This window comes from Pseudoalteromonas luteoviolacea H33-S (genome assembly GCF_001625695.1).
In the GTDB taxonomy this organism is placed as follows: domain Bacteria; phylum Pseudomonadota; class Gammaproteobacteria; order Enterobacterales; family Alteromonadaceae; genus Pseudoalteromonas; species Pseudoalteromonas luteoviolacea_B.
This window is the reverse complement of the sequence record NZ_AUXY01000089.1, coordinates 102,228-127,917: the sequence shown is the minus strand read 5'-3', so window position 1 is coordinate 127,917 and position 25,690 is coordinate 102,228. Positions and strand designations below refer to the sequence as shown.

General features: G+C 45.4%; 21 protein-coding genes. 9 read left to right on the top strand and 12 right to left on the bottom strand.

Annotation, left to right across the window (positions count from 1 at the left end):
• Window positions 1-426: 426 nt before the first annotated feature.
• The 5 genes from N477_RS18440 to N477_RS18420 all read right to left on the bottom strand — a co-directional run bounded on the left by N477_RS18440 (window position 427) and on the right by N477_RS18420 (window position 7,686).
• Window positions 427-2,865 (bottom strand): ABC transporter permease, encoded by a 2,439-nt coding sequence (locus N477_RS18440; protein WP_081216523.1) that lies wholly within the window; start codon window positions 2,863-2,865, stop codon window positions 427-429.
• Between the two features lie 12 nt (window positions 2,866-2,877).
• Window positions 2,878-3,609 carry an ABC transporter ATP-binding protein gene (locus N477_RS18435; protein WP_063362783.1) on the bottom strand — a complete coding sequence of 244 codons (732 nt, stop codon included), beginning with the start codon at window positions 3,607-3,609 and terminating at the stop codon, window positions 2,878-2,880.
• A gap of 35 nt (window positions 3,610-3,644) precedes the next feature.
• Window positions 3,645-4,892: an HlyD family secretion protein gene (locus N477_RS18430; RefSeq protein ID WP_063362784.1), complete on the bottom strand. Its 1,248-nt coding sequence runs from the start codon at window positions 4,890-4,892 to the stop codon at window positions 3,645-3,647.
• Between the two features lie 153 nt (window positions 4,893-5,045).
• On the bottom strand, window positions 5,046-6,344 hold the full coding sequence (locus tag N477_RS18425; protein ID WP_063362785.1) for a sensor histidine kinase: 1,299 nt from the start codon (window positions 6,342-6,344) through the stop codon (window positions 5,046-5,048).
• Window positions 6,328-7,686: a sigma-54-dependent transcriptional regulator gene (locus N477_RS18420; protein WP_063362786.1), complete on the bottom strand. Its 1,359-nt coding sequence runs from the start codon at window positions 7,684-7,686 to the stop codon at window positions 6,328-6,330. Before N477_RS18420 ends, N477_RS18425 begins: the two co-directional genes overlap by 17 nt.
• Before the next feature lie 269 nt (window positions 7,687-7,955).
• On the opposite strand from N477_RS18420, the gene typA reads away from it, so the two are divergent.
• On the top strand, window positions 7,956-9,776 hold the full coding sequence (typA, locus tag N477_RS18415) for a translational GTPase TypA (RefSeq protein ID WP_039607527.1): 1,821 nt from the start codon (window positions 7,956-7,958) through the stop codon (window positions 9,774-9,776).
• Between the two features lie 62 nt (window positions 9,777-9,838).
• On the opposite strand, the gene N477_RS18410 is transcribed toward typA, so the two are convergent.
• The 5 genes from N477_RS18410 to N477_RS18390 form a co-directional block, all read right to left on the bottom strand.
• A complete protein-coding gene (locus N477_RS18410; protein ID WP_063362872.1) occupies window positions 9,839-10,687 on the bottom strand; it encodes a chemotaxis protein CheW in 849 nt (282 codons plus the stop codon).
• Between the two features lie 38 nt (window positions 10,688-10,725).
• Complete coding sequence (locus N477_RS18405) at window positions 10,726-11,832, bottom strand: ABC transporter substrate-binding protein (protein ID WP_063362787.1); 1,107 nt, start codon at window positions 11,830-11,832, stop codon at window positions 10,726-10,728.
• Entirely contained in the window at window positions 11,798-13,912 is a 2,115-nt protein-coding gene (locus N477_RS18400; protein WP_155731950.1) for a GNAT family N-acetyltransferase, read from the bottom strand. The genes N477_RS18405 and N477_RS18400 overlap by 35 nt, the downstream gene beginning before the upstream one ends.
• Complete coding sequence (gene uvrD / locus N477_RS18395; RefSeq protein ID WP_063362789.1) at window positions 13,854-16,019, bottom strand: DNA helicase II; 2,166 nt, start codon at window positions 16,017-16,019, stop codon at window positions 13,854-13,856. The genes N477_RS18400 and uvrD overlap by 59 nt, the downstream gene beginning before the upstream one ends.
• A 149-nt stretch (window positions 16,020-16,168) precedes the next feature.
• Window positions 16,169-17,110, bottom strand: a complete 942-nt coding sequence (locus tag N477_RS18390) for a chemotaxis protein CheV (protein WP_039607532.1) — start codon at window positions 17,108-17,110, stop codon at window positions 16,169-16,171.
• Between the two features lie 204 nt (window positions 17,111-17,314).
• On the opposite strand from N477_RS18390, the gene N477_RS18385 reads away from it, so the two are divergent.
• Window positions 17,315-18,376: a potassium channel family protein gene (locus tag N477_RS18385; protein WP_063362790.1), complete on the top strand. Its 1,062-nt coding sequence runs from the start codon at window positions 17,315-17,317 to the stop codon at window positions 18,374-18,376.
• Window positions 18,373-18,579 carry a hypothetical protein gene (locus N477_RS18380; protein ID WP_231098128.1) on the top strand — a complete coding sequence of 69 codons (207 nt, stop codon included), beginning with the start codon at window positions 18,373-18,375 and terminating at the stop codon, window positions 18,577-18,579. The genes N477_RS18385 and N477_RS18380 overlap by 4 nt, the downstream gene beginning before the upstream one ends.
• Before the next feature lies 1 nt (window position 18,580).
• On the opposite strand, the gene N477_RS18375 is transcribed toward N477_RS18380, so the two are convergent.
• On the bottom strand, window positions 18,581-19,042 hold the full coding sequence (locus N477_RS18375; protein ID WP_063362791.1) for an EVE domain-containing protein: 462 nt from the start codon (window positions 19,040-19,042) through the stop codon (window positions 18,581-18,583).
• A gap of 74 nt (window positions 19,043-19,116) precedes the next feature.
• On the opposite strand from N477_RS18375, the gene tesB reads away from it, so the two are divergent.
• Window positions 19,117-19,974 (top strand): acyl-CoA thioesterase II, encoded by an 858-nt coding sequence (tesB, locus tag N477_RS18370; RefSeq protein ID WP_063362792.1) that lies wholly within the window; start codon window positions 19,117-19,119, stop codon window positions 19,972-19,974.
• A 21-nt stretch (window positions 19,975-19,995) separates the two neighbouring features.
• Here tesB and plsB read toward each other — a convergent pair whose 3' ends face one another.
• The gene (gene plsB, locus N477_RS18365) at window positions 19,996-22,422 is read right to left on the bottom strand and encodes a glycerol-3-phosphate 1-O-acyltransferase PlsB (protein WP_063362793.1); all 2,427 of its coding nucleotides are present in this window, start codon (window positions 22,420-22,422) and stop codon (window positions 19,996-19,998) included.
• Window positions 22,423-22,945: 523 nt separating this feature from the next.
• Here plsB and rpsJ point away from each other — a divergent pair.
• The 5 genes from rpsJ to rplB are packed head-to-tail and all read left to right on the top strand — an operon-like array spanning window position 22,946 to window position 25,681.
• Window positions 22,946-23,257: a 30S ribosomal protein S10 gene (rpsJ, locus tag N477_RS18360; RefSeq protein ID WP_005495349.1), complete on the top strand. Its 312-nt coding sequence runs from the start codon at window positions 22,946-22,948 to the stop codon at window positions 23,255-23,257.
• A gap of 27 nt (window positions 23,258-23,284) precedes the next feature.
• On the top strand, window positions 23,285-23,920 hold the full coding sequence (rplC, locus tag N477_RS18355) for a 50S ribosomal protein L3 (protein ID WP_010376387.1): 636 nt from the start codon (window positions 23,285-23,287) through the stop codon (window positions 23,918-23,920).
• A 17-nt stretch (window positions 23,921-23,937) separates the two neighbouring features.
• Window positions 23,938-24,540: a 50S ribosomal protein L4 gene (rplD, locus tag N477_RS18350; RefSeq protein WP_039607537.1), complete on the top strand. Its 603-nt coding sequence runs from the start codon at window positions 23,938-23,940 to the stop codon at window positions 24,538-24,540.
• Window positions 24,537-24,839 (top strand): 50S ribosomal protein L23, encoded by a 303-nt coding sequence (rplW, locus tag N477_RS18345; RefSeq protein ID WP_023398457.1) that lies wholly within the window; start codon window positions 24,537-24,539, stop codon window positions 24,837-24,839. The genes rplD and rplW overlap by 4 nt, the downstream gene beginning before the upstream one ends.
• 17 nt (window positions 24,840-24,856) lie before the next feature.
• Window positions 24,857-25,681 carry a 50S ribosomal protein L2 gene (gene rplB, locus N477_RS18340; RefSeq protein WP_023398456.1) on the top strand — a complete coding sequence of 275 codons (825 nt, stop codon included), beginning with the start codon at window positions 24,857-24,859 and terminating at the stop codon, window positions 25,679-25,681.
• Window positions 25,682-25,690: the final 9 nt, after the last annotated feature.

Genomic DNA, 25,690 nt, shown 5'->3' with positions numbered 1-25,690 from the left:
CTCCGACTCGTGGGTTATTTTTTGCTGCAATAATTTGCTTAACTGCGTATTCATAAGCGTGTTTTGTGCCAATAATATAACCTTTTGTAATATAAGGAATATTTTGTTTTTTATGGTCAGGAAGGGCATAGTTGACCTAAATGAGTGCACCATATCAGTACATTTTGCACTATTATGGTGCAACCAGTGAAAGGGCATATCGACTGGTTTATTCCAGCCACTCCAACACGTTAAGCGAGTATAAAAATGCGGGACTCGCATCGCTAGATTTGGATAGCAATATGAGCTCACAGGTTAAGCATAGTCCATTTATATTACCTAGGGGCAAGATAAATAAACCAGCCGCCATGACAAACCAGAAACAACATCTCAGGAAGGAAATTATCATGATATTGCATGCTGATTGACGGCTGGTTTGAGACATGGTTAAGCGCCTTTTAATGCGTATAATGCGGGCCGGCGAATGATGCTCCAAGCTGATAGCAAGGTGATACTCACGACTAAACTTGCTATTAGGACCACAGGGATCAACCAACTCCATAAGTCCATCATTTGCATGATAGGTGTGGATGCTGCACTGAAGTAACCGATCAGCAATGCGCTAGTGGCCGCAGCAGCTGCGATTAAAAAGGGCTGCATGTTTTCTGTCAGTACCAGCTTGAAAATAGCCATAGATGTTGCACCAATTGACATTCTAATACCTAGCTCATAGCGCCTTAAAGCAATGGCATAGCTAAATACGCCGTAAATACCAATACCTGCTAATATCACTGCGACCACTGAAAGCACGATAGTAAAAATACTGGCAACACGCTGTGATTTAAGGTGTGAGGACAAGATTTGTTCTGTGGTTTGCAAATCATAAACGCGTATTTGCGAATGTACTTGTGCCAGTAAGTCATTGATACTTTGCCTAGATAGCTGTGCGTTGGGTTTGGTTTCGACGACAACAATTGGATATCCAGTATTCACACGAGGGCGATAGGTTCTAGAAATTGGCGGTTGGTTTGGTAAATTCAAATTACCGACGATACCCACTACTGTGATAGGGTCACTGGAGTTACGTCCATACAGTTTTGCACCAATAGGGTCTTGGCCAGAGGCTTTTATCATGTCAGCCATAAATTCATTGATGATCACCACTGGGGCTCTATCTCTAGCTTCTGCATCAGTAAAGTGACGTCCTTGCGCTAATCTCAAGCCGAATGTTTCAAAATAAGCACGTGTTCCCCAGACCCGTTTGTGTGACACGACGGGCTTATCTATGCCGGGCTGTAACTGCGAGTGATATGTAGAGAACTGCTCTAACCAATAGGAAATAGGTGGATAACTACCGACACCGGCTCGCACGATGTCACTGTGTTGGTTAAGTCGCTCTGTTGCTTCAAGCACCAGTGTAGCGCGCTGCTCTGGAGACATTTCAGTCAGTAAAGTACCAACGTTTAAAGCAATCTGTGAGGTATTTTCAGTATTGATATGCGTTGGGGCTGTGAGCTGTGCCCAGCTTTGTTTGAAAATGCTCACACATAAGACAAGCAGAGAGATGCAGAAAAATACCTGCATGGAAACCAGTACTTGGCGTGTGTGTTTAGATACTTGTACGCCAGAACCTTTACCACTGCTTTGCAATGCACCAATAATGGCATTGTAATTAAGTTGCTTGCTGACCACCCAAGCGAGTGCAAAGTTAAGAATGAGTGTTAAGACAATCGCAAATAGCACTGTGTTCATGTTGAGGCTGAGTTCATCTAAACGTGCAAGTGGACCTGCATAGCCAGCTTTTAATAAGCCCAAAATAAGGCTCACAATACCGGTGGCAACAATGAGTGCGGCTGCGAATAGCAAAGATAATTCAACCAGAACTTGTTTGAATAAGTGGTGAGGTTGCGCACCTAATGCGGCTTGAATAGCAAATGCACGTTGTTGCTCGACAGCGCGAGATAAAACGAGGTTGCCGATATTGCTGAGGGCAATAAGTAGCAGGACCACACTGCCTGCTAGCATCATGACACTGGTGTTGCCTGCATCGCCAATAATACGTGATTTGTAAGTGATAAAACGCCATTTAACTTCAGTATTTGCTACCGTGGGATCATCTGCAACCGCTGCTGGGTAGCGTGCCATTACCCAGTTATTGAGTGCGAGCTGAGTACGGTTGATATCCGCATCTTTGGCCAATTTACCGACCAAGTGAACCTGGTTTGAGGAAAATGTCCAAAGCGGGTCTGGGGTATCGCGATAGTCGTATGGGAACCACACATCGGTGCGCCAAGTAGGGGTGGCTAATACTGGCTCAGCAAAGTGTTGTGCAGTGACACCAACGATGATAAAGCTGACACCTTTGAAAGTCACAGAACGATAGAGTACTTCACTGCTTCCACCGAAGTGTGTTTGCCAGACATCGTATGAGATAATGGCAACAGGTTGATTGCTGTCTAGCCCTTCCTCTTTAGTGAAATGACGTCCTAATGCCAGTGGCGCATCGATGATCTGCATATATTCAGGTGTGATGGCCCCTGTATTGAAGGTTGGGCTGTTCGGTAAGCTTTGCTCAACATCAATGCTGATATTGTGTAGTGCAAAAGTCTCGATACCTGGGTGTTTATCTTTGTAAGCTTCAACTGCGCCTAAAAAGGGCAGGTAGTTTTCACGTTTTACTTCACCGTCAGACAGCAGTTGGCCTTGGACTAAAAACAGCCTATCCTGATCTGGATAGGGCAGTGGTGCTGCGATGATCTGGTAATTGAGGTTATACATCGCCACCATCACACCTAGCGTGACGCCCAAGGTCATGATGATGGTCAGTGCATAGCTTTTTACTCTTGCTAGGCTTTTGATTGCGATTAATAAATTGTGTTTCAACATAATGGCACCTACTTACTGTGCAAGTGGAATTTCAAGTGCATGCTTGGGGTCGCTATGCTCTTCACTGTCGATGATTTTACCGTCGAGCAAATGGAGCTGCCGAGTCGCCATATCGGCGTAGCGTGGATCGTGTGTCACCATACATAATGTAGTGCCTTCGGCATTGAGCTGCTGCAACATGGCCATCACCGCATCGCCGTTGATTGAATCGAGGTTACCTGTTGGCTCATCGACTAGCAGCATGCTCGGTTGTCCAACGAGTGCTCGGGCAATGGCAATACGCTGTTGTTGACCACCTGAAAGTTGATTGGGCTTGTGGCTCGCACGATGGCTCATATCCACTTTGGCAAGACAAGCTTCCACGGCTTGCTTGATCTGCTCCTCTGGCATGGGCTCTTTGCGATACCTAAGCGGCAGCGCGACATTGTCATAGACAGTCAGTTCATCAATTAGGTTGAACGACTGGAATATAAAACCGATTTTCTCATTACGAATATATGCCGACTGCGCCAACGTGAGCTGGCTGACTTCTTCTCCTTCAATTTGGTATTGACCAGCGCTGGGCATGTCTAACAGCCCTAAGATAGAGAGTAACGTCGATTTACCACAGCCGGAAGGACCACAAATGGAAACAAAGTCTCCGCGGTAAATGGTGAGATCTATGCCTCTTAATGCATGGGTTTCCATTTCTTCGGTGCTGAATACCTTGGTCACACCTGACATTGTTAATACGCTTTCTTTCATGTCTAATTCCTTTCTTTTAATTCTTGTTATTGGGTTCAAAGTAACGTGATGGCCTTATGCTCACTGTGCTGTGTCATATCAGAAAGAATGACACGCTGGTTTTCTTGCGCACCTTGCAGAATTTGCAAGTGCCTACCTGCGTCTTCGCCGAATCGTACTGCGGTTGCAACAGCTTGATCCCCGTCGATGATGTAAAGCTCGGTTGCGCTATGGGCTTGCTTATTTGCTGGTCGCTCGACATATAGAGCATTGCTTAATTGATTTGTGAGGATCTCAGCTTCTACGCTTAATTCTGGTCTAGCTGACTCAGGTACTCCCTCGGTAAATGACAGTTCCACTTCGATAGTGCCATCTTGCACTTGTGGCGTGATCCGAGTAACGGCAGCGGGAACGCGTTCACGTCGGGTATCAATCGTTGCGGATTGTCCGACTTTGATTTGCTCTGCTTTTGATTGTGGTACACGGATCAGCGCTTGTAAGTCTGAGTTGCTCCCGACTTGCGCTAATTCTTGTCCTGCCGATACGCTTTGCCCAAGCTCAACAGCGAGACGTTGTATGGTACCGCTGATCCCAGCAGTGACTTCGAGTTGCTGAGCGCGTTGCTCTAGTCTTGCCAAATTTGAGCGGGCTTGGTTTATCTGCTGTTGAGATATTTCTATGTCTTCCTGGTGTAATTGTGCCAGTTGCGTAATACGTTGGCGCTGAAGTTCAAAACGTGCGCCGAGCTGTTGCTCCTCTAGCTCTGCAGTTTGTACATCAATGGCAGGGATTACACCTTGATCTCGAAGTACCTGCTGCGCTTTACGGCGCAGTACCAGTGATTGATACTGGCTTTCCAATTGTGCTTGTGTGGCTTTTTCTGACAAGCGCTCTCGCTGGTTGGCAAGTTTTTGACGACGCAAATTAGCCTCTTGTTCTTCAAGTGCCATGCGTGCTGTTTCAATTGACTGTTTTAGGTCGGGGTCTTGCATTCTTAAAATAACAGAGTCCGGCGTCACAACCGCACCTGGGCGCAGCAATATTTCACTGACCGTAGCACTGCTTTGTGCAGTTAGCAGTTTCTGTTGATTAGAGCGCAGGACACCATATCCGTCCACTTGGATAGCTAGATCACCTCGCTGTACTGTTGCAACAATCAAGCTGTTTTGTTGCAAGCTGGTGGAACTCGATGAGGAGGTGAAGTGAAACACACCACCTAGCACAGATGCACAGACTACCATAGCCGTGATTTTTCTCTTGAGTGAGTGTTTTGGCGTGACTGTTTTTGATTTTGCGACGTCCATATTTATCTTTACTTTTTATTGATGATGTAAAGTATTGAGCAAGCCATGTGCCAAAAGTTAAATGTATGTTTTTAAACGTTTTTGTTGTTTTTGTTGAGCCGGCTTAATAAAGCAAGGTCCGAAACCGGACTTTGCTTTATTGAATTCGGACGCTTAGTAAGTAGGCTGTGCTAATGTGATGATGGCACTTGCACCTCGTTGACCATCCGCGCGATTAACTAATTGCAATTGGCCATTCATTTGCTCTGTCAGGTGTTGGCATAACATTAAGCCGATTCCTTCACCGCGCTCCTTAGTTGAATAAAAAGGCACAAACAGGTTATCGGGATTAATGACTCCATGACCGTTGTCTGTTAAGCAAATTGTCGCAGTATGATTTTTCAGTTTCAGAGATAGTGTGAGTTGCGGTGTGTCCGAGCAGGCTTCCAAGGCATTCTTAGTCAAGTTGATAAGCACTTGCTTGAGTAACGTGACATCGCAATTGAGCGTGATGTGTTGACCTTCAAGCTGCCATTTTGCCTGAGGATATAAAGCGCTCAGTTCCATACAAAGCTGCGAAAAAGGCTGAGCTGTGGCCTTTACAGTAACGCTTTGCTGTAACTGTGCGTAGCGTTTTACGAATTCAGCTAGGTGCTCACAGCGTTCCACAATGACATCAAAGGCAGCGCTATCTCGCTCATTGCTTGCCCTATGCCTGAGTCTTTCTAACATGGTACTGACAGGGGTTAAGGAATTACGGATCTCATGGCTAATAACCCGTATCAACCGCTGCCATGCTTTAAGCTCTTGCTCTCTCAGCGCTATTTGGATATCTGTCATCACCAATAAGTGATAAGTATGGCCGTTATGATTAAAGTTACTGTGGCGTACTTGCCAGCGTTGTTGGCGCTTCTCATCTTTGAAATGCCAATCAGGCCGGTTACCTAAACCGAGCCGTGCAGCGCTGGTAAAGCGTAAGGTTTGCCAAGGTTGATTAAATAACGTTGTGCAAGCTTGGTTGCCGAAGCTCAGTTGCAAGCGTTCATCAAACACCAATATCGGCGTGTTTAATTGCTTAACAAGACGAAAAAGTAAGATTGACTCTTTGTCTTCATTATTTTTTACTGTAAGTAAGTCATTACTTAAATTGTTTAATTGGTGATGGAAGTCACCAATAATACCTGTGTTAAAGCGGGCTTTTGCTTGTTGACTAAAGTCTTGTCTTCGGCAGGACTCAAGCTGGGTTGTACTACGCAAATACGAGGATTTTATCTGCGTGATAACACGGAGGAATATCCAAATAGTTGCGCCTATCCAAGTGATTAAACAGCTGATTGTCACAGCATTGAGAATGGGGTGAGGCTGAGAAAAACCAAACTGCCAGCAAATCGTGAGCACGCTGATTTGCAATAGGATCAGCAGCAGGCACTGTCTTTTCCAAAAGCCCTCTAAGCTATTATTCTTCCAACGCATATTTTTCTAACCGTCGATACAGTGCCTGTTTGGTGATCCCAAGCTGCTGTGCTGCTTTGTTTTTATTGCCTGTAAATTTACTCAGCGCTTGCTCAATTAAATGTTTTTCGGCTTGTTCTAGAGTCATCTCTGAGAGTGCGTCGATGACATTGCTATCTTGTGTATTAGGTAGATGCAGATCGGTGGCGAGAATGACACCAGCTTGGCAAAGTAGCACGGCTCTTTCCATTAAATGGCTTAGCTCCCGCGTATTACCGGGCCAGCTGTATTGCATCAATGCCTGCTTCGCGCAAGGGCCAATAGTGACATCGTGCTTGTTATACTTGCTGCCATGTTTTGCCAAAAAGTGCTCGGCAAGCGGCACAATATCATCAACTCGTTCTCGCAGTGCAGGAATGGTAAACGCGAATGTATTAAGGCGATAATACAAGTCTTGTCGAAATTCACTTTTGGTAATGAGTTGCTCAAATTCTGCATTGGTTGCGCTGATAAGCCGTACATCACTGGTTAGGGTTTTGCTCGAGCCTACCATTTCAAATTCGCCTGTTTCAAGCACGCGCAGTAGTTTGGCCTGCTGCGCAAGTGGCAATGTGCCTATCTCATCTAAAAACAAGGTGCCTTTGTCCGCTAATGCAAAGCGGCCTACGCGTTCAGCTTTGGCATCCGTAAATGCGCCTTTAACATGACCAAACAGTTCGCTTTCGAATAACTGTTCAGGAATGGCTGCCATATTGAGTGAAATAAACGGCTGTGTATTTCGCAAAGACTGGTTATGAACCCAAGTGGCAATGTGGCTTTTCCCTACGCCGTTTTCACCAGTTATGAGGATATTGGCATCTGTTTGGGCTACGGCGCTGAGCTGGGCCATTAATTGCTGCATTGCGTCGCTTTGCCAAATGGGTTCATCCCCGTTTGGCGTAAGCGCTTGGCTGAGGGCGGAGTTACTTTTTTGCAGCCCTGATATTTTCAGTTGCTGCTGAATCACTTGTTCAAGACGTTGGTTTTGCCAAGGCTTTTCAATAAAGTCGACAGCGCCCAGCTGCATGGCTTGCACCACTAAATCTGTATTTGACCAGGCTGTCATGGCGATCACTGGAGTGTCGATGGCATCGCGTTTGAGTCCGCGTAAAAAGCGCAGTCCTTCTTCACCTGAGGTAGAGTCGAGATCAAAGTTCATGTCGAGCATGATCAAGGCAGGGTGGGTATGAGAGAGAAATTCATGTGCTTGTACGGGGTTTTCGACCTCTTCGACTTGATAGCCGAAATCTTCCAGTACAAATCGTGCCGCGAGTCTCACCTCACGGTTATCTTCCACAATCAAAATCAGAGACTGTGACTTCATATATCGTTCCTTTGTTTTTCTTCTGCCCATTTTGCTAAGGGCTTGTGACGCAGTTTAGTACTTTGTACAGGAACAAACAACCGGCAATAAATCAGCGGATTTAAGCAGTAAATTGCAGTAAAGAAGAAAAAAATCCTCTGGATAAACTTTCATCTGTCACATTATTAGGGGATAATACGCGACCTTTAATTGTGGAACGGTATCTTAGGTGCGCAATTTTGCGTGGATCGACTAGGATCACTGAAGGCCAACTTCTCTGAGTAACAGTAATGAGCATTGAAAAGTTAAGAAATATTGCGATTATCGCACACGTTGACCATGGTAAAACTACCCTAGTCGATAAGCTGCTAGAACAGTCTGGCACATTAGAGACACGCGGTGGCAACGAAGAGCGTGTAATGGATTCAAATGATATTGAAAAAGAGCGTGGTATCACAATCTTGGCGAAAAACACCGCCATTGAGTGGAACGACTACCACATCAATATCGTAGACACCCCGGGACACGCCGACTTTGGTGGTGAAGTAGAACGTGTACTATCAATGGTTGATTCTGTGCTTCTACTAGTAGATGCACAAGAAGGCCCAATGCCTCAGACGCGTTTCGTAACGCAAAAAGCATTTGCTCTTGGCCTTAAGCCTATCGTTGTTATCAACAAAATTGACAAGCCAGGCGCACGTCCTGACTGGGTAATGGATCAGGTATTTGACCTATTCGACAACCTAGGCGCGACAGATGAGCAACTTGATTTCCAAGTTATCTACGCATCTGCTATCAACGGTTGGGCGACACTTGATCTAGACGAGCCATCTGACAACATGCAACCTATGTTTGAAGCGATTGTTGAGCAGGTAGAGCAGCCAGACGCTGATCCAGCTGGCGACTTCCAAATGCAGATCTCTCAGCTAGACTACAACTCTTACATCGGTGTAATCGGTGTTGGTCGAATCAAGCGCGGTACTGTTAAAGTAAACCAGCAGGTAACAATTGTTGGCGCTGATGGTAAAACACGTAACGGTAAAGTTGGCCAAGTACTGACTTATTTAGGTCTTGACCGTCACGAAGCGCAAGAAGCGCAAGCGGGCGATATCATTGCGATCACAGGTCTTGGTGAACTTAAGATCTCTGACACAGTATGTGATGTGAATGCTGTTGAAGCACTACCTGCACTGTCTGTTGATGAGCCTACAGTAACAATGACGTTCTCTGTAAACACATCACCGTTCTCAGGCCAAGAAGGTAAGTTCGTGACTTCACGTAACATCCTTGAGCGTCTTCAAGCTGAGCTTGTACACAACGTAGCACTTCGCGTTGAAGAAACAGATAACCCAGATAGCTTCCGCGTATCAGGTCGTGGTGAACTTCACCTAGGTATCCTAATCGAAAACATGCGTCGTGAAGGTTATGAACTAGCTGTATCTCGTCCAGAAGTAATTCTTCGTGAAGTAGATGGCCAGTTAGAAGAACCGTACGAAACAGTAACGGTTGACGTTGAAGAAGAGCACCAAGGTTCTATCATGGAGCAACTTGGTCTTCGTAAAGCAGAAATGACTGACATGGCACCAGATGGTAAAGGTCGTATCCGTATGGACTTCATGATGCCTTCACGTGGTCTTATCGGTTTCCAAACTGACTTTATGACGCTGACGTCTGGTTCTGGTCTAATGTACCACACGTTTGATCACTACGGCCCACACAAAGGCGGTAACATTGGTCAACGTAAGAATGGTGTACTTATCGCAAACGCAGCAGGTAAAGCACTGACTAACGCACTATTCAACCTTCAAGACCGTGGTAAGCTATTCATCGGTCACGGTGTTGAAGTATACGAAGGTATGATCATCGGTATTCACGCACGTGATAACGACTTAACCGTTAACGCGCTTAAAGGTAAGCAGCTAACGAACGTTCGTGCATCAGGTACTGATGAAGCGCAAAACCTTGTGCCACCAATCGTAATGACACTTGAGCAAGCACTTGAGTTCATCGATGATGACGAGCTGGTAGAAGTAACGCCTGAAAGTATCCGTATTCGTAAGAAGCTATTGACTGAAAGTGAGCGTAAGCGCGCAAGCCGTCAAGCTAAATAAAGCTTAATTTCGAATATAAAAAACGCCGCGTACTACGCGGCGTTTTTGTTTATGTTACTTTACTAAAATAACCCGTATTCTTCCGTTTCTATTGGTGCATAATCTTTTAAGTGCTCCGGCCTAAAAATCGCACTTGGGTCTAATACCAAGCTGTGATTATCACCTTGCTTGATCAGCCCTTTCATCATTTTTTTGGTTTGCGGGTCAATATCAAAACCGACATTGGTCATCTCGTGTAGTGGTTTAATATCTGATTCATCACAATGAATATTGTCTTCCACTTTATCCACTAATAGTCCTATGTGAGGCTGCTGACCATTTTCCGTGGTAAAGACGATAATCGGCTTGTGATCAAGAATAATTTGATCTCTGGCAGACTCAAACAGTCGTATCAATTTAGTAAAGGTTGTGAGCTTTTCTTTTTCTAGTAAGGCGATTGCTTGCTCTTTTTGGGCCTTGCTGGACAAGGCGAGTATTTCATCGGCGATAGCATGTAAGCGAGTGTGCGGCTCTTCAAAGCGCGCTAAAATTGCTTTTAAGTCTTCATTATCTGTTTTGAAGTTATAAAACCATTTGCCAAATTCTGATTGCTTGGGATCTCTGGCTTGAGTAAACGGGACGTCATTATGCACGCTGATCTCAAGCTCTGAGAGCCACGCTTTCTGGTCTTGCTCTCTTTGCTGTAACAGTTCAACCAAAGATTGGTTGGTGTCATATGAAGATTGGTTGTTCAGGATAAGGCCTAAATCAAAGATGGGCGTGGGTGTGCCCATGTAATCTTTAACCCCCAAAAAGCTCGGGTTGTCATTGGGCAATGAAGTGAGGTTTCCTTCATAGCGTTCGGTCAATAAGATATCTAAAATTTTGAGCGATATTGTTTTTTTTCCTACTCGAAAATTGATCAGGTCCATGTTTGCCTCAAACATTAATTGCTTGAGCTAAGCATAGATCAATATTTTAAATAAGACCTAAATACCGGACGCTGTGAGGTGCTTTTTTGTTGCTGGTTTAATAGCGATTGCAGCGCTTTATCTGTGCTTAACGTATGTGGCATCGCAGTGGCGATACACGCTGATAGTTTGGTGTAGTCGCAGTGCTGAAGCGATTTCGAAAATAAGTAGGCATTTACAAACCCTTCAAAGGATTGGTAAGTCATGGTTTGCTGGTGTGCTTTTGATAAGTTGCGAAATAAGTTGCAAATGTCTCCATGGCACGTATTGGGGTCGGGCAATACTTCGGTCACCATCACATGGGCGGGCACCGTGATGTCAGCAAACAGAGAGGCAGATGATACAAACGAAACGCTGGTATAGGTGCCTCTAAAACCACCTCTATGCGCTTGATTGATAAACGCAGCAAGCGGCTCGTAGGTGCCAATCATGGCAATGGCTGTTGCTTGTGTGGTTAATATCTGTGTCAGCGCTTTTGCGACATCATTGGTATTGCGACGAAAACGCGCGATGACAACAGGTTCAATGCCTTTGTCTTTAAGCGCTTGGCGGTGACTTTTTTCTAATGTGAGGCCAAATTCATCTGCCTGAATAAACAACGCAATTTTTGTGTGCCCAAGCTCATCGACAAGATAGCGAACTTGCTCTTGGGCTTCATCTAAATAGCTTGCTCGGAGTTTAAAAATAGGGAACCCCGGGCTTTGATATAAGAATTCGGCGCCAGTGTAGGGCATTAATAATGGCAGCTGGTGGCGTTTTAAAATCTCTTTGATTGCATGTGTGGTGGGCGTCCCCATGTTGCCGATCAGGGCATCAATGCGCTGATGCCTGATAAGGTACTGCGTATTATCAACAGCGCGGCTCGGCTCATAGCCATCGTCGAGTGCAATGAGTTGAATATGGGGGTGTTCAATATCGGATTGTTGATTGGCATAATTAAAGTAGAGCTCATGACCTTGCTTAAGTTGCTGGCCAATATGACTGGCAGGTCCGCTCAATGCGACGCTCATGCCTAATTTAATGTGTGCTTTGGGCTGTGCCGCAATCTGCGCGGATACAATGAATAACGTGCTAATAAGTGCCGTTTTTACGAGTAATTTCAGCATAAACTTCCGATAACAGTGACTGATAGGCCAGCTGTAATTGTTTTTTAGACTCTAATTTAAGTGCTTTGGCTAATTCTTTTGGCTGATGTCGTTGTAATAATAGTTGAATTACCTGTTGTTGAGCAATCCTTGAAAGCGAATTTATGATGCTGGGCTGTGTTTTTATAACTTGCTGTATTGCTGGTGCAATTTGTTGCTCTGTGGCCGTTTTACTGGCCAAGTAAGCCACTTGCTTAAATAGCTGTTCAGGCAGCCCTCTGTCGGGAAGTGTGCTTAGTAAGCTGCGAACAAGCGTCCATGGTAACTTAGCGTATAGATTGCTCAGTGCAAAGAAAAGCTGTTCCGTAAAAGCGTCTTGCTCTGCGCTGAGCGCAATTTTGCTATTATCATGTACAACCAGTACTGCAAACTCGCCACTGGCTTTATCTTGCTTAAAACCTAACTTCATAGGTTTAAAGCCCAGCTGTTGCCAGAAATTGAGAAGCTGAGACTGCGCGCCAAAGCTGCTGCCAAAATAACTCACTTGGCTGTTTAACTGTGCCATGACAAAGCGAATTAGCTTGCTGCCAATGCCCAATTTTTGGTGTGATGGAGCCACCGCAATACGCACGATGCGTGCGCCTTGTGCGGTGCAAAATTGGGTGTTGCCTAAGAGCTGGGTCAGCTGTTGCGCCATTAAATGTCCGGCTGGTCGACGCTCACCGAGTGCAATTTTACTGGCAAGCTCTGATGTTAAGTTACCCTCTAAACCAACTAAACACACTGCGACGGGCTGGTGATGTTGGCTGACGACAAACAGTCGGTTGCTGGGGCTATCCAATAGCTGTCTCAAGTCATTGACTGACGTTTGGTAGTGCGCCAAAACTAGTAATGCAAAGATTTGCTGCAACAAGGCTTCATTGTGGATAAGGGTATCGCGACTCACTTCGCTGTATTCAAGTGTGCTCTGCGCAGGTTCTATCGCTGAATATTGACTATCGAGTGCCAGTAGTTGGCGCATATGCTGCTCTAATGGATCGCCTGCGCCATAGCGAATAGGCTCTTGGAGGTGCAAGTCTAAAAAGTGTGGATGCTCGGCTTCGAGATGCGCTTTAAAACGCAGTGTATAGCCGCGGCCATTGCCTTCATAACCCACTAAGGTACTGGCAAATACAGTATTGGGATATAAATCGAGTAACTGTTTTAAAATTGGTACCGGTATCGCAGCAGCCTCATCGATGAGTAAGATGTCGCACTGTGGCTTGGTTGCAATCACAATATCAGGGGGCATGTATGATAATGTCTGACAGTGGTTTTGATTGACCTTGGGCTCATCAAGGTGAAGGGCCTGCGCATAGTGTTTAAAGCCATTTTGTACTGCTCGGCGCTGCTGTGCGCATAAGATAACCTGTTTGTCAGCAAAGGCGGCAGCAATTAACCCGAGTGTTGCTGACTTGCCGCGTCCTCTGTCCGCACTGAGTAATATTGGCGTATTGGATTCGCGTTGAAAATGTGCGGTGATGAGTGCGACTAGATGTGCTTGAGATTGTAGGTCTAAAGTGGATTTCTCTGCGCAGTATTGGGCGGGAAGATTTGCCTCGCCTGATTCATTAATTATCCAGCAGTTTTGTTGTTGGACTTGGTGTGCAAAGCGTTTTAAAAAGGGGCTTAGTGTGGCCTGTTCGCCTTCAGAGAGCCAGCGTGTCAGCGCTGGATCACACCAGGATACCAGATTTGATAATTCTGGCAGCAACAGTACTAGCAGCCCTCCGGATCTGACTGTGCCAGTGCATGCTGCGAGCTTATTGGGGACTATGCCGCTGTAGCCATCATACAGGACAAAATCGAACTCCTGACCTAAAATTTGGTGCAGGTGCTGTGGCCAAACAGCCTTGCCCAAGGTGCTATCATCACTCAGAATAAGCTGCTCAGTAGAGTGGGCAAGGCGTTGAAAGTACGCTTGCCCCCAGCTTCTGCTGCCACAAAGTAGCAGCAGTTGGCGGTGTCTTGCGTTTTGCAACGCAAGGAGTAATGAGTCGAGATTAAATGGCTTGCAGTCTTGCATAAGCTGTGACCAGCCACTTAGTACCGACGTCGTCAAAATTGACCTGGATACGAGATTGCGCACCAACGCCTTCGTAATTGAGTACGGTACCGGCACCAAATTTTGCGTGTAGCACACGTTGCCCAAGGTTGAAGTCACTGTCTTCAAATGCAGCATGGCTGACCGATGCGCTGAAGCGATTAGTGGTAGCCGGTCTAGATACTTGAGTTTTAATGCGGATCTCTTCAGTACAGTCTTCAGGTAGTTCACGCAAAAATCGAGATGGGCTATGGTATTTCTCTTGGCCATACAAACGACGACTTTCAGCATGACTGATATACAGCTTTTGCATTGCGCGAGTCATACCGACATAACACAGTCTGCGTTCTTCTTCTAAGCGCCCAGACTCTTCATGGCTTTGCTGTGATGGGAACATGCCTTCTTCTACACCCACCATAAAGACCAGTGGAAACTCTAGACCTTTGGCCGAGTGCAGCGTCATCATTTGCACTGCATCTTCGTGCTCATCAGCTTGACCTTCACCAGACTCGAGTGAGGTATAGGCTAAGAAGCCTTGCAGTGGCGAGCTAAACTCTTCTTCTACTGGCAGCTCAAATTGGCCACACGCATTGATCAATTCTTCTAAGTTCTCTACTCGGGCACGGCCTTTTTCACCTTTTTCAGCTTGATACATGGCTAATAAGCCTGAGTGTTCGATGGTGGTTTTGGCTTGTTCAGCCAGTTCGAGTTCAACCAGCTTTTCATCCAGCTGTTCAATTAATTCAATAAAGCGTGTGACCGCTGTGGCTGCGCGCCCTGCCAAATGTTGCTGTTCGATGACAGCTTTGGCTGCATACCATAGTGGTAGAGATTCATTGCGTGCACAGTCACGAATATGGCTCAGCGTTTTGTCGCCAATACCGCGAGTCGGTGTATTGATCACACGCTCAAACGCGGCATCATCGTTACGATTGCTGATCAGACGCAAGTAAGAGAGCGCATCTTTGATCTCTTGACGCTCGAAGAAGCGCATCCCGCCGTAAATGCGATACTTTAGGCCTTCTTGTAAAAGGGCTTCTTCCAGTACACGAGATTGCGCATTGTTTCTGTACAAGATGGCGCAGTCTGTCAGTGCATTGCCATCTTGTAGCCAAGATTTAATTTTGCCTACGGTAAAGCGCGCTTCATCTAATTCATTGAAGGCGGCATAAATGGAGATTGGCTCCCCTTGTGTACCATCTGTCCAAAGGCTTTTCCCCATTCGTTCTGAGTTATTTTGAATGAGGGCATTGGAGGCTTTCAAAATGGTGCCTGTCGAGCGGTAGTTTTGCTCGAGTCGGATGGTATCGGCATCAAAGTCTTTTAAGAAGCGTTTGATGTTTTCAATTTTCGCACCACGCCAGCCGTAGATGCTCTGGTCATCATCACCGACGATCATTATGTTGTTGTCGCCACCGGCGATTAGGCTCAGCCATTGATATTGAATGCTGTTGGTATCTTGGAATTCGTCTACCAACATATGCTTGAAGCGTTGTTGATAGTGGCGCAGCAGTGTCGGTTGCTGCTGCAGCAATTCGTAGCAACGCAGCAGGATTTCCGCAAAATCGACCAAACCAGCTCTATCACAGGCATCTTGATAGGCTGTGTAAACGTTCAGCATGAGTTGCTCACTGGCGTCATAGGCTTGAATGTCTTTGGGACGTAATCCTTCATCTTTTCGGGCACTGATATACCAGCTAAGTTGCTTGGCAGGCCATTTTTTCTCATCAATATTCATTGCTTTGAGTAGACGTCTTATCATGCGCTGCTGATCGTCTGAATCTAGGATTTGGAATGACTCAGGTAAGTTCGCTTCTCTGTGATGGGCGCGCAGAATACGATGTGATAAGCCGTGGAAGGTGCCAATCCACATTCCACCAACTGGACTTTGCAGTGTTTCTTCAACACGAGTACGCATTTCTTTGGCGGCTTTATTGGTAAAGGTTACAGCAAAGATGCTGTAAGGAGAGGCGTGCTCTACCTGCATTAACCAAGCGATACGGTGCACCAGCACTCGTGTTTTACCAGAGCCTGCGCCAGCCAGAATCAGCATATTGCTGAGCGGTGCAGCAACCGCTTCACGCTGCTTGTCATTCAAGCCTTCAAGTAATTCAGATACGTCCATCTTTGCGCCTATTTCGAAAAGTGAGGGCAAAGTATACCTAGCGTCGCATTTAAAGCCCAGTTTTCAGCGAATATTTCAATGACTTAAACCTTAACCAATTGAAAATTAGTTATATTTAATTCTCACTACACTGTCTTTTTATACAGTTTTTAGCCTAGAATTTGCTTTAAACGTTTTTGCATTTCTTGGACTAATAAGTCGGGCTGAAACTTAGATAAAAATGCATTACACCCGACTTTCTCCACCATAGCTTGGTTAAAACTGCCGCTCAATGACGTATTGAGTATGACATAGAGATCTTTGAGTCTTTCGTCATTGCGTATTTCATAGGTAAGTCGATAGCCGTCCATGACCGGCATTTCAGCATCGGTGATCACCGCCATCAATTCTTTGTTAACGTCAATGCCTTCATCTGCCCAGTGCTTAAGTAGATTAAGCGCTTCTTGGCCATCTGTCGCCGGAATGATCTCTATGCCAATTTGCGCCAAAGTATCAGAGACTTGACGGCGAGCAGTGGCTGAATCATCTGCGTGAAGAATTTTGCGTCCTTTAAATTGATTTAAGATGCTCTGGTCGAGTACGCCTTCAGGGATCTCGATGTCGTAGTCAATGATTTCAGCAAGCACCTTTTCCACATCGATAATTTCCACAATGTGTTCGACCCCTTCACGCTGGACCTTGGTTAATGCCGTCAAATAATGATTTCGGCCGACCGTTTTCGGAGTTGGCATAATGTCTGACCAAGTGGTATTGACGATGTGATCCACTTTGCCGACTAAAAACGCTTGCACGGTACGGTTATATTCGGTGATAACAAGATTACTGTCATCGTCATATTCAGTAGGCGGCATGCAAATCGCTTGTCGTAAGTCGATAACGGGGATGGATTCTCCACGTATATTGGTGACACCTGCAACCTTAGGGTGGGCGTTGGGCATCTTGTTTAAATGAGGGAGCTTAACGACTTCTTTTACTTTAAATACATTCAGTGCAAACAGGTGTCGACTGTGTAAATGAAATAGCAATAATTCAAGCCGGTTTTCACCTACCAACTGTGTGCGTTGATCAACTGAAGCTAACACACCCGCCATACTTTCACCTCATCATCTTGCTGCTTTTCAAAGTATACACATATAACAGTAAAAATTACGAGTTCTTTACCTCAGTCAACGTACAAATGCCGTATTTACTGAAAAATATAGGATAAATCAATTTTTTGCCTGTAAAGCATTGACTTGTTTATTTACTGATAGATGATGTCATACAGGGATAAAAAGATAGGATCAGGATAACCGATGCCAATTGTCATGAAGCGCATGCTGCTACAAATCCAAAGCCACATCAACCGAGCGAGCTGGCAAGTCTTAGTGCTGGCAACAGTCAGCCATATGTTATTGACATGGGGATTGTTATGGCTAGCACAAGAGCAAGCGCTATTACCTTTTAGTACATTCGTTTATTACTATGTCGTGACTACCTCTACGGTGGGCTATGGGGACTTGAGCGCTGCGTCTGAGTTTGGGCGATGGGTTGTTACCTTGGTGCAGATCCCATTTGGTTTAGCGTTGTTTGGTGTTTTATTAGGGAAAGTTGGACAAGAAATTACAATATGGGTGAAAAAAGCAATGAAGGGCGATAAAGATTTCTCACATCTACATGACCACATCATTATCTTTGGTTGGCATTCAACCAGAACTGAAAAGATGATTGAATTTATCTTGGCAGATAATAAGCGTATTGAGCGACGGATCATTCTTGCCGTACAAGAGGAAATGGAGCACCCATTATTACGTTACCCTCAAGTAGATTTTGTGCGCTTAGCAAGCTTCACAGATGATACGGAGTTATCTCGCACCGCCATTCAGGAAGCCGATAAGATCATTGTAGATGGTAAAGATGATGACCATACATTCACAACGGCGTTAAAGCTTAGCCCAATGGTGAAAGAGACCGCACATATCAGCGCCCATTTTATTGATGAAACCAAAGCGCAATTACTGCGCGTACACTGTGCGAATGTCGAGTGTTCAACGGCCATGTCTGCTGAAATATTGGTGCGCTCTATGCAAGATCCCGGCTCTAGTCGTATACAGGAAGAGCTGTTATCGACGTTGCGAGGTGACACGCAATTTAGTTTACAAATTCCGAGCTCACTGGATGCGTGTGAATTTGGTCAGTTGTTTATGTTTTTCAAAGAGCATCACAATGCAACTTTGTTGGGGGTTGCCCATGATCGAAGTGGTCAAGATATGGATTTAAATCCACCGCTAAATTATGCCCTTAAAGGTGGTGACTTTATTCACTATATTGCGCCGCAGCGAGTGTTAGAAAAAGAGGTGGCTTGGGAGCAGTTATGACCGAGTTGATGTTAATGGTTGGGATGGTTTGCCTTTACTTAGCGCCAATTGCTATGGTGGCTGGTAGTAAGCGCTCTAAAGGCCATGAGAAAAACGGCTGGTTGATAGGCACCTTGTTTTTCTCATGGGTTGCATTACTACTGTATGTGACAATGCTCCCAAAAACTGGGCGAGTGAAAACTCGCCGCAAAAAACACAGCTAACTTATCTTTTAGACATCGCGATGATTTGCTGCCACTCAGTGTCTGTGACTGGCATGATGGAAAGTCTACCGGCTTTTTTGAGGGCCAGTTCAGTGATGGCGTCCTCCGCTTTAATCGCTTTTAGGGTCACTTGTGAGGGTAATTGTTCGACATATTGCACGGTGACACCTATCCACCTTGGGTTCTCAGGGGATGATTTAGGGTCGTAATAGTCACTACTGGCATCAAATTGATATGGATCTGTTTGTGCCCCCTCGGTCACTTTAGCGATGCCAACAACGGCTGGTACTTTACAACTTGAATGATAAATAAAGACCTTATCGCCCACCTGCATCTGGTCGCGCATAAAGTTACGCGCTTGGTAGTTGCGGATCCCTTCCCAAAATGTGCTTTGCTCAGGTGCGTTTTTTAAATCATCGAGAGAGTATGCATCAGGTTCTGTTTTGAATAACCAATAAGCCATTATAAGTACTCAATTAAAAGTAGATTAGTGTATTATTATCACTAATCGCAGTAACTACAATGGTGAGGTGACTTATGAGTCAGGTTTTACAGGATTTACTTGATTTATTGAGTTTGGAAGAAATTGAACAGGGGATCTATCGCGGTCAAAGCCAAGATTTAGGATTTCCACAGGTCTTTGGTGGGCAAGTGATGGGACAAGCTTTGTCTGCAGCGAAATACACGCTACCTGAGGGCCGTTATGTTAACTCTCTGCATTCTTATTTCTTGCGCCCAGGTGATGCCAGTAAACCCATTGTATACGATGTAGAAAATATTCGTGATGGACGCAGTTTCAGCACAAGACGTGTGAGTGCCATCCAATACGGAAAACCGATATTTTATATGACAGCGTCGTTCCAAGGAGACGAACCGGGTTTATCCCATCAGTCTGAAATGCCATCGGTACCAGAGCCAGAAACACTGAAATCTGCCCTGCAATTTTACCAAGATAATGCAGAGTTGATCCCTAAGGCGCTGAGACCTAAGTTTACCCAAGAGATGCCGTTGGATATGCGCCCGGTTAATTTCCAAAATCCGTTTCAGCCACAAAAGGCAGCAGCTAAACGTCATGTGTGGTTTAAGGCTAATGGCACCATGCCAGATGAAAGGCGTATTCACAATTACTTATTGGCTTATGCGTCTGACTTTGAGTTTTTACCCACTGCTTTGCAGCCTCATGGCCTATCATTTATGCAGCCGAATATGCAGGTTGCGACGATTGATCATGCGATGTGGTTTCATCGACCATTTAGATTAGACGATTGGATGCTGTACAGTGTAGATAGTCCAAGTGCGAGCAATGGTCGCGGTCTGGTACGTGGGCAGTTCTTTAATCGTCAGGGTGAACTTGTGGCATCCACGATACAAGAAGGGGTGATGCGCCAACGTTAAATCGGCGCATCGGTTACGCATTTAAACGGTATCGTTAATAGACTGCCAGATCCGCGCCGGCAATAGCTCTGTGAGAAATGCTTGCAGCTCTTCAAGCTGGGACTCCGCATTGATGGTCTGCTGCTCAGAAATACTGATAAAGCCTTGCTCTCGCAATGCGTTGATGAAGTTGCTCAGTACTTTTTTGTCAAAAAACTCAGGGCTCTTGATCCCATGCAGGGTGCCTAAACGATTGGCTAAGACGTCACTTTCCTTTTCTAAATCAGGACGTTTGATGCCTTGATTATTAATCACGAGGCTGCTGGTGATGGCATAGCGCTCAAGGGTTAAGTGACACACCTTACCTAACATTTCTAGCTTAGCGAGCGCGCGATTGTCTTTACTTGCAACCGCCTGAACACCGTCAAACGTAATTAAATCATGTTGTGCAAAGCTTGTTAGGATATCTTTGACATAGTCGCTTGGCATAGGGGTTAAAAACCACTCTTTTGCAAATAGCGGATAAAGCCTTGCAAGTTTTTGCTCACACTCTTGTGTGGTCATGCTAAAGCGATTGAATAGCATTTGTGCCAGTACACTAGGCACCGCAAATAGATGCAAAATATTATTACGATAATAGTTGAACAGTGTACGTTCTTTCTCTTTGATGGTGATGATGTCACCTAACCCATCTTGCAGTACTTCAAATTTATCGAGTTTAAGCGCATGGGCCAGCAGCGCCTCAGCATCTTCATCTGGTTGAGTAACATGTGCGTTGTATTTGGCATGCTTTTGCAGTGCCAAATAAAAGCGCAGTTGCTCCAGGAGCTTTTGCTTGCTCAAAGCAAATTGCTCATTACTGAGTAAGATGGTCGCAAGTACATTAATCACGTTCAAAGCAGCACTGGCGTTGATATTCGTCATGATTTGGTCGGCGACATTAGCGACTTGGTTGTTAAGCCATTGTGGTTTTGGTGTGTCTTCAGCACTGATTGATTGGCGCCAATCAGGTTGATGTTCATTTAAATACTGGTTTAGATTGATGGGTTGGCCAAAGTTTAAATAACCACGTCCGTAGTTGCGTAGATTCTTAATGGCTTTGAATACGCCTAACACAGATTCATTTTTCTTATTATTACCAGCGAGCTCTTTGAGGTAGGTATTGATCTCCATAACGTGCTCATAACCGATATAAACAGGCACAATCGAAATCGGTCTATCTATGCCTTTAAGCATAGATTGCATGGTCATGGCTAACATACCGGTTTTGGGCGGCAACAATCGACCTGTGCGGCTGCGGCCGCCTTCGGTGTAAAACTTGACTGAGTAGCCTTTGATAAATAACTGGCTCAAATACTCTTTGAAAACCGCAGAATAGAGCTTATTACCGGCAAATGAGCGGCGAATAAAAAATGCGCCTGAGCGGCGGAAAATACCACCTGCTGGGAAAAAGTTCAGATTGACACCTGCGGCAATATGCGGCGGCACCAAGCCTTGATGATAAATGACATAAGTTAGCAATAAGTAATCCATATGAGAGCGATGGCATGGCACGTATATGATTTCATGCCCTTTATCTGCCAGCGTTCTGACCTCATCAGCATTTTTGACTTCAATCCCGTTGTATAACTTGTTCCAAAGCCAAGTCAGTACGCGGTCGGCGACGCGCACCATGGCATCAGAGTAGTTTGCTGCGATCTCGTCTAGTAACTCTTGTGCGTTGAGCCTTGCTTCATGATGACTCAAGCCTTTTGCTTTGGCTTCTTCTGCAATGGCCTTTTTGATATTGGGCGCAGCGAGAATCGAGTTGAATAGAGCTTCTCTGGAAGGGAGTTTAGGTCCTGTTGCGGCAAGTTGCTGACGACGGAAGTGGACACGGGCTACGCGTAGTAACTTTTGTGGTAACTCTTCGACATCCGCCTTGTCATTCATTAATTGCTCAACGGCAATGGGTGCCGAAAAGCGCACAAGGCTATCACGGCCTGAAAACAAAACGACCAAGCCTTTACGAAGCCAACTTGGTGTCAGTGAATGGCTTAAGAGCGTTCCGAGCCCTGGCTTTTCTTTGCCCGGATCTCGGCCCCAAAATACCGAGACAGGTAGTATCTGGGCTTTGATTGTGGGATTGGCTTTCAGTGCGTGAAATATGTCTTTGCTTAGTTGCAGTGCATTACTCGGCTTGGCTGACTTAGAAAACAACGGCGTTGGATTTTGCATCGCAATAAAACGCGGCACCTCGGTGTTGCCTACCTTTTGCGATTGCATCGGGCTTGGTAGGCCAAGCTGTTGGCACATGCGATCAATGGCTGCGAGATCGGAATGGGAGTTCAATCTCGTCACATAAAAAGTTGGCAGGTTTGGATCAAGGCCAAATTGCTCGATTGGGTTTTCTGGCAACAGTTTACTTTTAACTAAAAGCCAATTAGTCCAGCGTGCAAGCACGTTGAGACTTTGGGATATAAAGCGCATATACAGTACCAAATAATAATTTTTGCAATAGAATATCAAGGATTCACTGGACTGACCATGGTCCAGTATTGCCTTGCGTTGTGTCGCCTGTAGCCGAGCTACGATGTTTGAGACTCCATCAATATGAAACCAAGGTCCGCTAAACGTTGTTAAGTATAGCCAAGGCTAGTTTAAACATAGTTATTTATTAGGACGTTAGCCTTTCAATGAACTTTAATTAGGCACTTGATTAAGGGGTTGTCGTCGCACTGAGTTTGGCGAAAAAACAGGATAGCGCGATGCGACAAATTTATTGCATTTAATTGTTGCATTTATCACCAGTGTCATTATAATGTGCAAACTTTCTCGGCTTCTGGTCGCTGAAAGTACAAATGAAAGTCTGGATTTCAGACTATTAAACAGGAACTCCGATTTGGAGTTCGATGGTAGAAATAAAAGAACAACCGACTTCTTAGGTATTTTAAGATAGTTTCGGCGGTTTTTTTATGCTCTTTTTAAATGCTCTTTTAATTGAGGTTTAAGAATGTCAAATCAACGCATTCGTATTCGCCTAAAAGCTTTTGACCACCGTTTGATTGACCAATCAACGGCGGAAATCGTGGAAACTGCGAAGCGCACTGGTGCTCAGGTACGTGGTCCAATCCCACTACCTACACGTTTTGAGCGTTTCACTGTATTGATCTCTCCGCACGTAAACAAAGACGCGCGTGATCAGTATGAAATCCGCACCCATAAACGTCTGATCGACATCGTAGAACCAACTGACAAGACTGTAGACGCTCTAATGCGCCTAGACCTTGCTGCTGGTGTTGATGTTCAAATCAGCCTGGGTTAATCGAAAGATTAGAGAGGTTTTAGGAAAATGGCATTAGGTCTAGTCGGTCGTAAAGTGGGTATGACACGTATCTTCACTGAAGATGGTGTATCTATCCCTGTGACAGTTATCGAAGCGACGCCTAACCGTGTAACTCAGATCAAATCTGACGCTACAGACGGTTATAACGCGCTTCAAGTTACTGCAGGCGAGAAAAAAGCAAGCCGTGTAAACAAACCAGCAGCGGGTCACTTCGCAAAAGCTGGCGTTGAAGCGGGTCGTGGCCTGTGGGAATTCCGTCTTAACGGCGGAGAAGGTGAGTTTGAAGTAGGTTCAGAACTAACTGTTGAACTTTTCACTGAAGTGAAAAAAGTAGACGTTACTGGTACTTCAAAAGGTAAAGGTTTCCAAGGTGGTGTTAAGCGCTGGAACTTCAGCATGCAAGACGCTACACACGGTAACTCTCTATCTCACCGTGCTCCTGGTTCAATCGGTCAAAACCAGTCTCCTGGTAAAGTTTTCAAAGGTAAGAAAATGGCCGGTCAAATGGGTAATGTTCGTTCTACGACACAGAACCTTGAACTAGTTCGTGTTGACGCTGAGCGTAACCTGCTTTTAGTTAAAGGTGCAGTACCTGGCGCTATCGGCGGCGACGTTATCGTTAAACCTGCTGTTAAAGCATAAGTCCTGGAGATTTAGTGATGGAATTAGCAATTAAAGGCGCTGGTGCGCTTGAAGTTTCCGAAGCTACTTTTGGACGTGAGTTTAACGAAGCATTAGTACACCAAGTAGTTGTTGCTTACGCAGCAGGTGCTCGTCAAGGTACTAAAGCTCAGAAGACGCGTTCTGAAGTACGTGGTGGTGGTAAGAAACCATTCCGCCAAAAAGGTACTGGCCGTGCACGTGCTGGTACAATCCGCAGCCCAATCTGGCGCAGCGGTGGTGTGAGCTTTGCAGCTAAGCCGCAAGATCACAGCCAAAAAGTTAACCGTAAGATGTATCGCGGTGCGATCAAGAGCATCTTATCTGAACTAGTTCGTCAAGAACGTCTTATTGTTGTTGAAAACTTCGGTTTAGAAGCACCTAAGACTAAAGAGCTAGTAGCTAAGCTTAAAGAGCTTGAGCTGAAAGACGTATTAATCGTGACTGAAGAAGTAGATGAGAATCTATTCCTTTCATCTCGTAACCTGTACAAGGTTGATACTCGTGACGTAGCTGGCATCGACCCAGTAAGCCTAATCGCTTTTGATAAGGTTCTAATTACTGCAGGTGCTGTGAAGCAACTTGAGGAGTCATTAGCATGATCAGTGAAGAACGTCTTTTAAAAGTAATTCTTGCTCCACACATCTCTGAGAAAAGCACTATCTCTGCTGAAGCGAACAACACTATTGTGTTCAAAGTAGCAAAAGATGCAAACAAAGCTGAAGTTAAAGCAGCTGTTGAAAAGCTTTTTGAAGTAGAAGTAACTGGTGTTCGCACTCTAAATGTTAAGGGTAAAACAAAGCGTACAGGCATGCGTTTCGGCCGTCGTTCAGACTGGAAGAAAGCCTACGTTACTCTTAAAGAAGGCAGCGAGCTAGACTTTGTCGGCGGCGCCGAGTAATAAGGGGAGTTAGAATTATGGCACTTCAAAAGTGTAAACCAACTTCTGCGGGTCGTCGTCACGTCGTTAAAGTGGTTAACCCTGATCTACATAAGGGTAAGCCATACGCTCCGCTACTAGAGAAGAACTCTAAATCAGGTGGTCGTAACAACAACGGTCGTATCACGGTTCGTCACATCGGTGGTGGTCACAAGCATCACTATCGTGTAATCGACTTTAAACGCACTAAAGACGGCATTCCAGCTGTTGTTGAGCGTCTAGAGTATGATCCAAACCGTAGCGCAAACATCGCTCTTGTATTATATGCAGACGGTGAGCGTCGTTACATCATCGCACCTAAAGGTGTTAAAGCAGGTGATGCTATCCAGTCTGGTGTTGATGCACCAATCAAAGCTGGTAACACATTACCAATGCGTAACATCCCAGTAGGTACTACAGTACACAATGTTGAGCTTAAGCCTGGTAAAGGCGCTCAGATTGCACGTTCTGCTGGTGCATATGTACAGATCCTAGCGCGTGAAGGCCAGTACGTGACTCTACGTCTACGTTCAGGTGAAATGCGTAAAGTTGAAGCGGATTGTCGCGCAACTATCGGTGAAGTAGGTAACGCTGAACACATGCTACGTTCACTAGGTAAAGCTGGTGCTAATCGTTGGCGTGGTATCCGTCCTACAGTTCGTGGTGTTGCCATGAACCCGATTGACCACCCACACGGTGGTGGTGAAGGTCGTACATCTGGTGGTCGTCACCCTGTGTCTCCATGGGGTAAGCCTACTAAGGGTGCTAAGACACGTAAGAACAAGCGTACTGATAAATTTATCGTACGTCGTCGTACTAAGTAATAGTTGAGG

Excerpts from the sequence above, each read along its gene's own strand:
- N477_RS18440 (WP_081216523.1), bottom strand. The coding sequence starts at position 2,865 with ATGTTGAAACACAATTTATTAATCGCAATCAAAAGCCTAGCAAGAGTA.
- N477_RS18435 (WP_063362783.1), bottom strand. The coding sequence starts at position 3,609 with ATGAAAGAAAGCGTATTAACAATGTCAGGTGTGACCAAGGTATTCAGC.
- N477_RS18430 (WP_063362784.1), bottom strand. The coding sequence starts at position 4,892 with ATGGACGTCGCAAAATCAAAAACAGTCACGCCAAAACACTCACTCAAG.
- N477_RS18425 (WP_063362785.1), bottom strand. The coding sequence starts at position 6,344 with ATGCGTTGGAAGAATAATAGCTTAGAGGGCTTTTGGAAAAGACAGTGC.
- N477_RS18420 (WP_063362786.1), bottom strand. The coding sequence starts at position 7,686 with ATGAAGTCACAGTCTCTGATTTTGATTGTGGAAGATAACCGTGAGGTG.
- typA (WP_039607527.1), top strand. The coding sequence starts at position 7,956 with ATGAGCATTGAAAAGTTAAGAAATATTGCGATTATCGCACACGTTGAC.
- N477_RS18410 (WP_063362872.1), bottom strand. The coding sequence starts at position 10,687 with ATGGACCTGATCAATTTTCGAGTAGGAAAAAAAACAATATCGCTCAAA.
- N477_RS18405 (WP_063362787.1), bottom strand. The coding sequence starts at position 11,832 with ATGCTGAAATTACTCGTAAAAACGGCACTTATTAGCACGTTATTCATT.
- uvrD (WP_063362789.1), bottom strand. The coding sequence starts at position 16,019 with ATGGACGTATCTGAATTACTTGAAGGCTTGAATGACAAGCAGCGTGAA.
- N477_RS18390 (WP_039607532.1), bottom strand. The coding sequence starts at position 17,110 with ATGGCGGGTGTGTTAGCTTCAGTTGATCAACGCACACAGTTGGTAGGT.
- N477_RS18385 (WP_063362790.1), top strand. The coding sequence starts at position 17,315 with ATGCCAATTGTCATGAAGCGCATGCTGCTACAAATCCAAAGCCACATC.
- N477_RS18380 (WP_231098128.1), top strand. The coding sequence starts at position 18,373 with ATGACCGAGTTGATGTTAATGGTTGGGATGGTTTGCCTTTACTTAGCG.
- N477_RS18375 (WP_063362791.1), bottom strand. The coding sequence starts at position 19,042 with ATGGCTTATTGGTTATTCAAAACAGAACCTGATGCATACTCTCTCGAT.
- tesB (WP_063362792.1), top strand. The coding sequence starts at position 19,117 with ATGAGTCAGGTTTTACAGGATTTACTTGATTTATTGAGTTTGGAAGAA.
- plsB (WP_063362793.1), bottom strand. The coding sequence starts at position 22,422 with ATGCGCTTTATATCCCAAAGTCTCAACGTGCTTGCACGCTGGACTAAT.
- rpsJ (WP_005495349.1), top strand. The coding sequence starts at position 22,946 with ATGTCAAATCAACGCATTCGTATTCGCCTAAAAGCTTTTGACCACCGT.
- rplC (WP_010376387.1), top strand. The coding sequence starts at position 23,285 with ATGGCATTAGGTCTAGTCGGTCGTAAAGTGGGTATGACACGTATCTTC.
- rplD (WP_039607537.1), top strand. The coding sequence starts at position 23,938 with ATGGAATTAGCAATTAAAGGCGCTGGTGCGCTTGAAGTTTCCGAAGCT.
- rplW (WP_023398457.1), top strand. The coding sequence starts at position 24,537 with ATGATCAGTGAAGAACGTCTTTTAAAAGTAATTCTTGCTCCACACATC.
- rplB (WP_023398456.1), top strand. The coding sequence starts at position 24,857 with ATGGCACTTCAAAAGTGTAAACCAACTTCTGCGGGTCGTCGTCACGTC.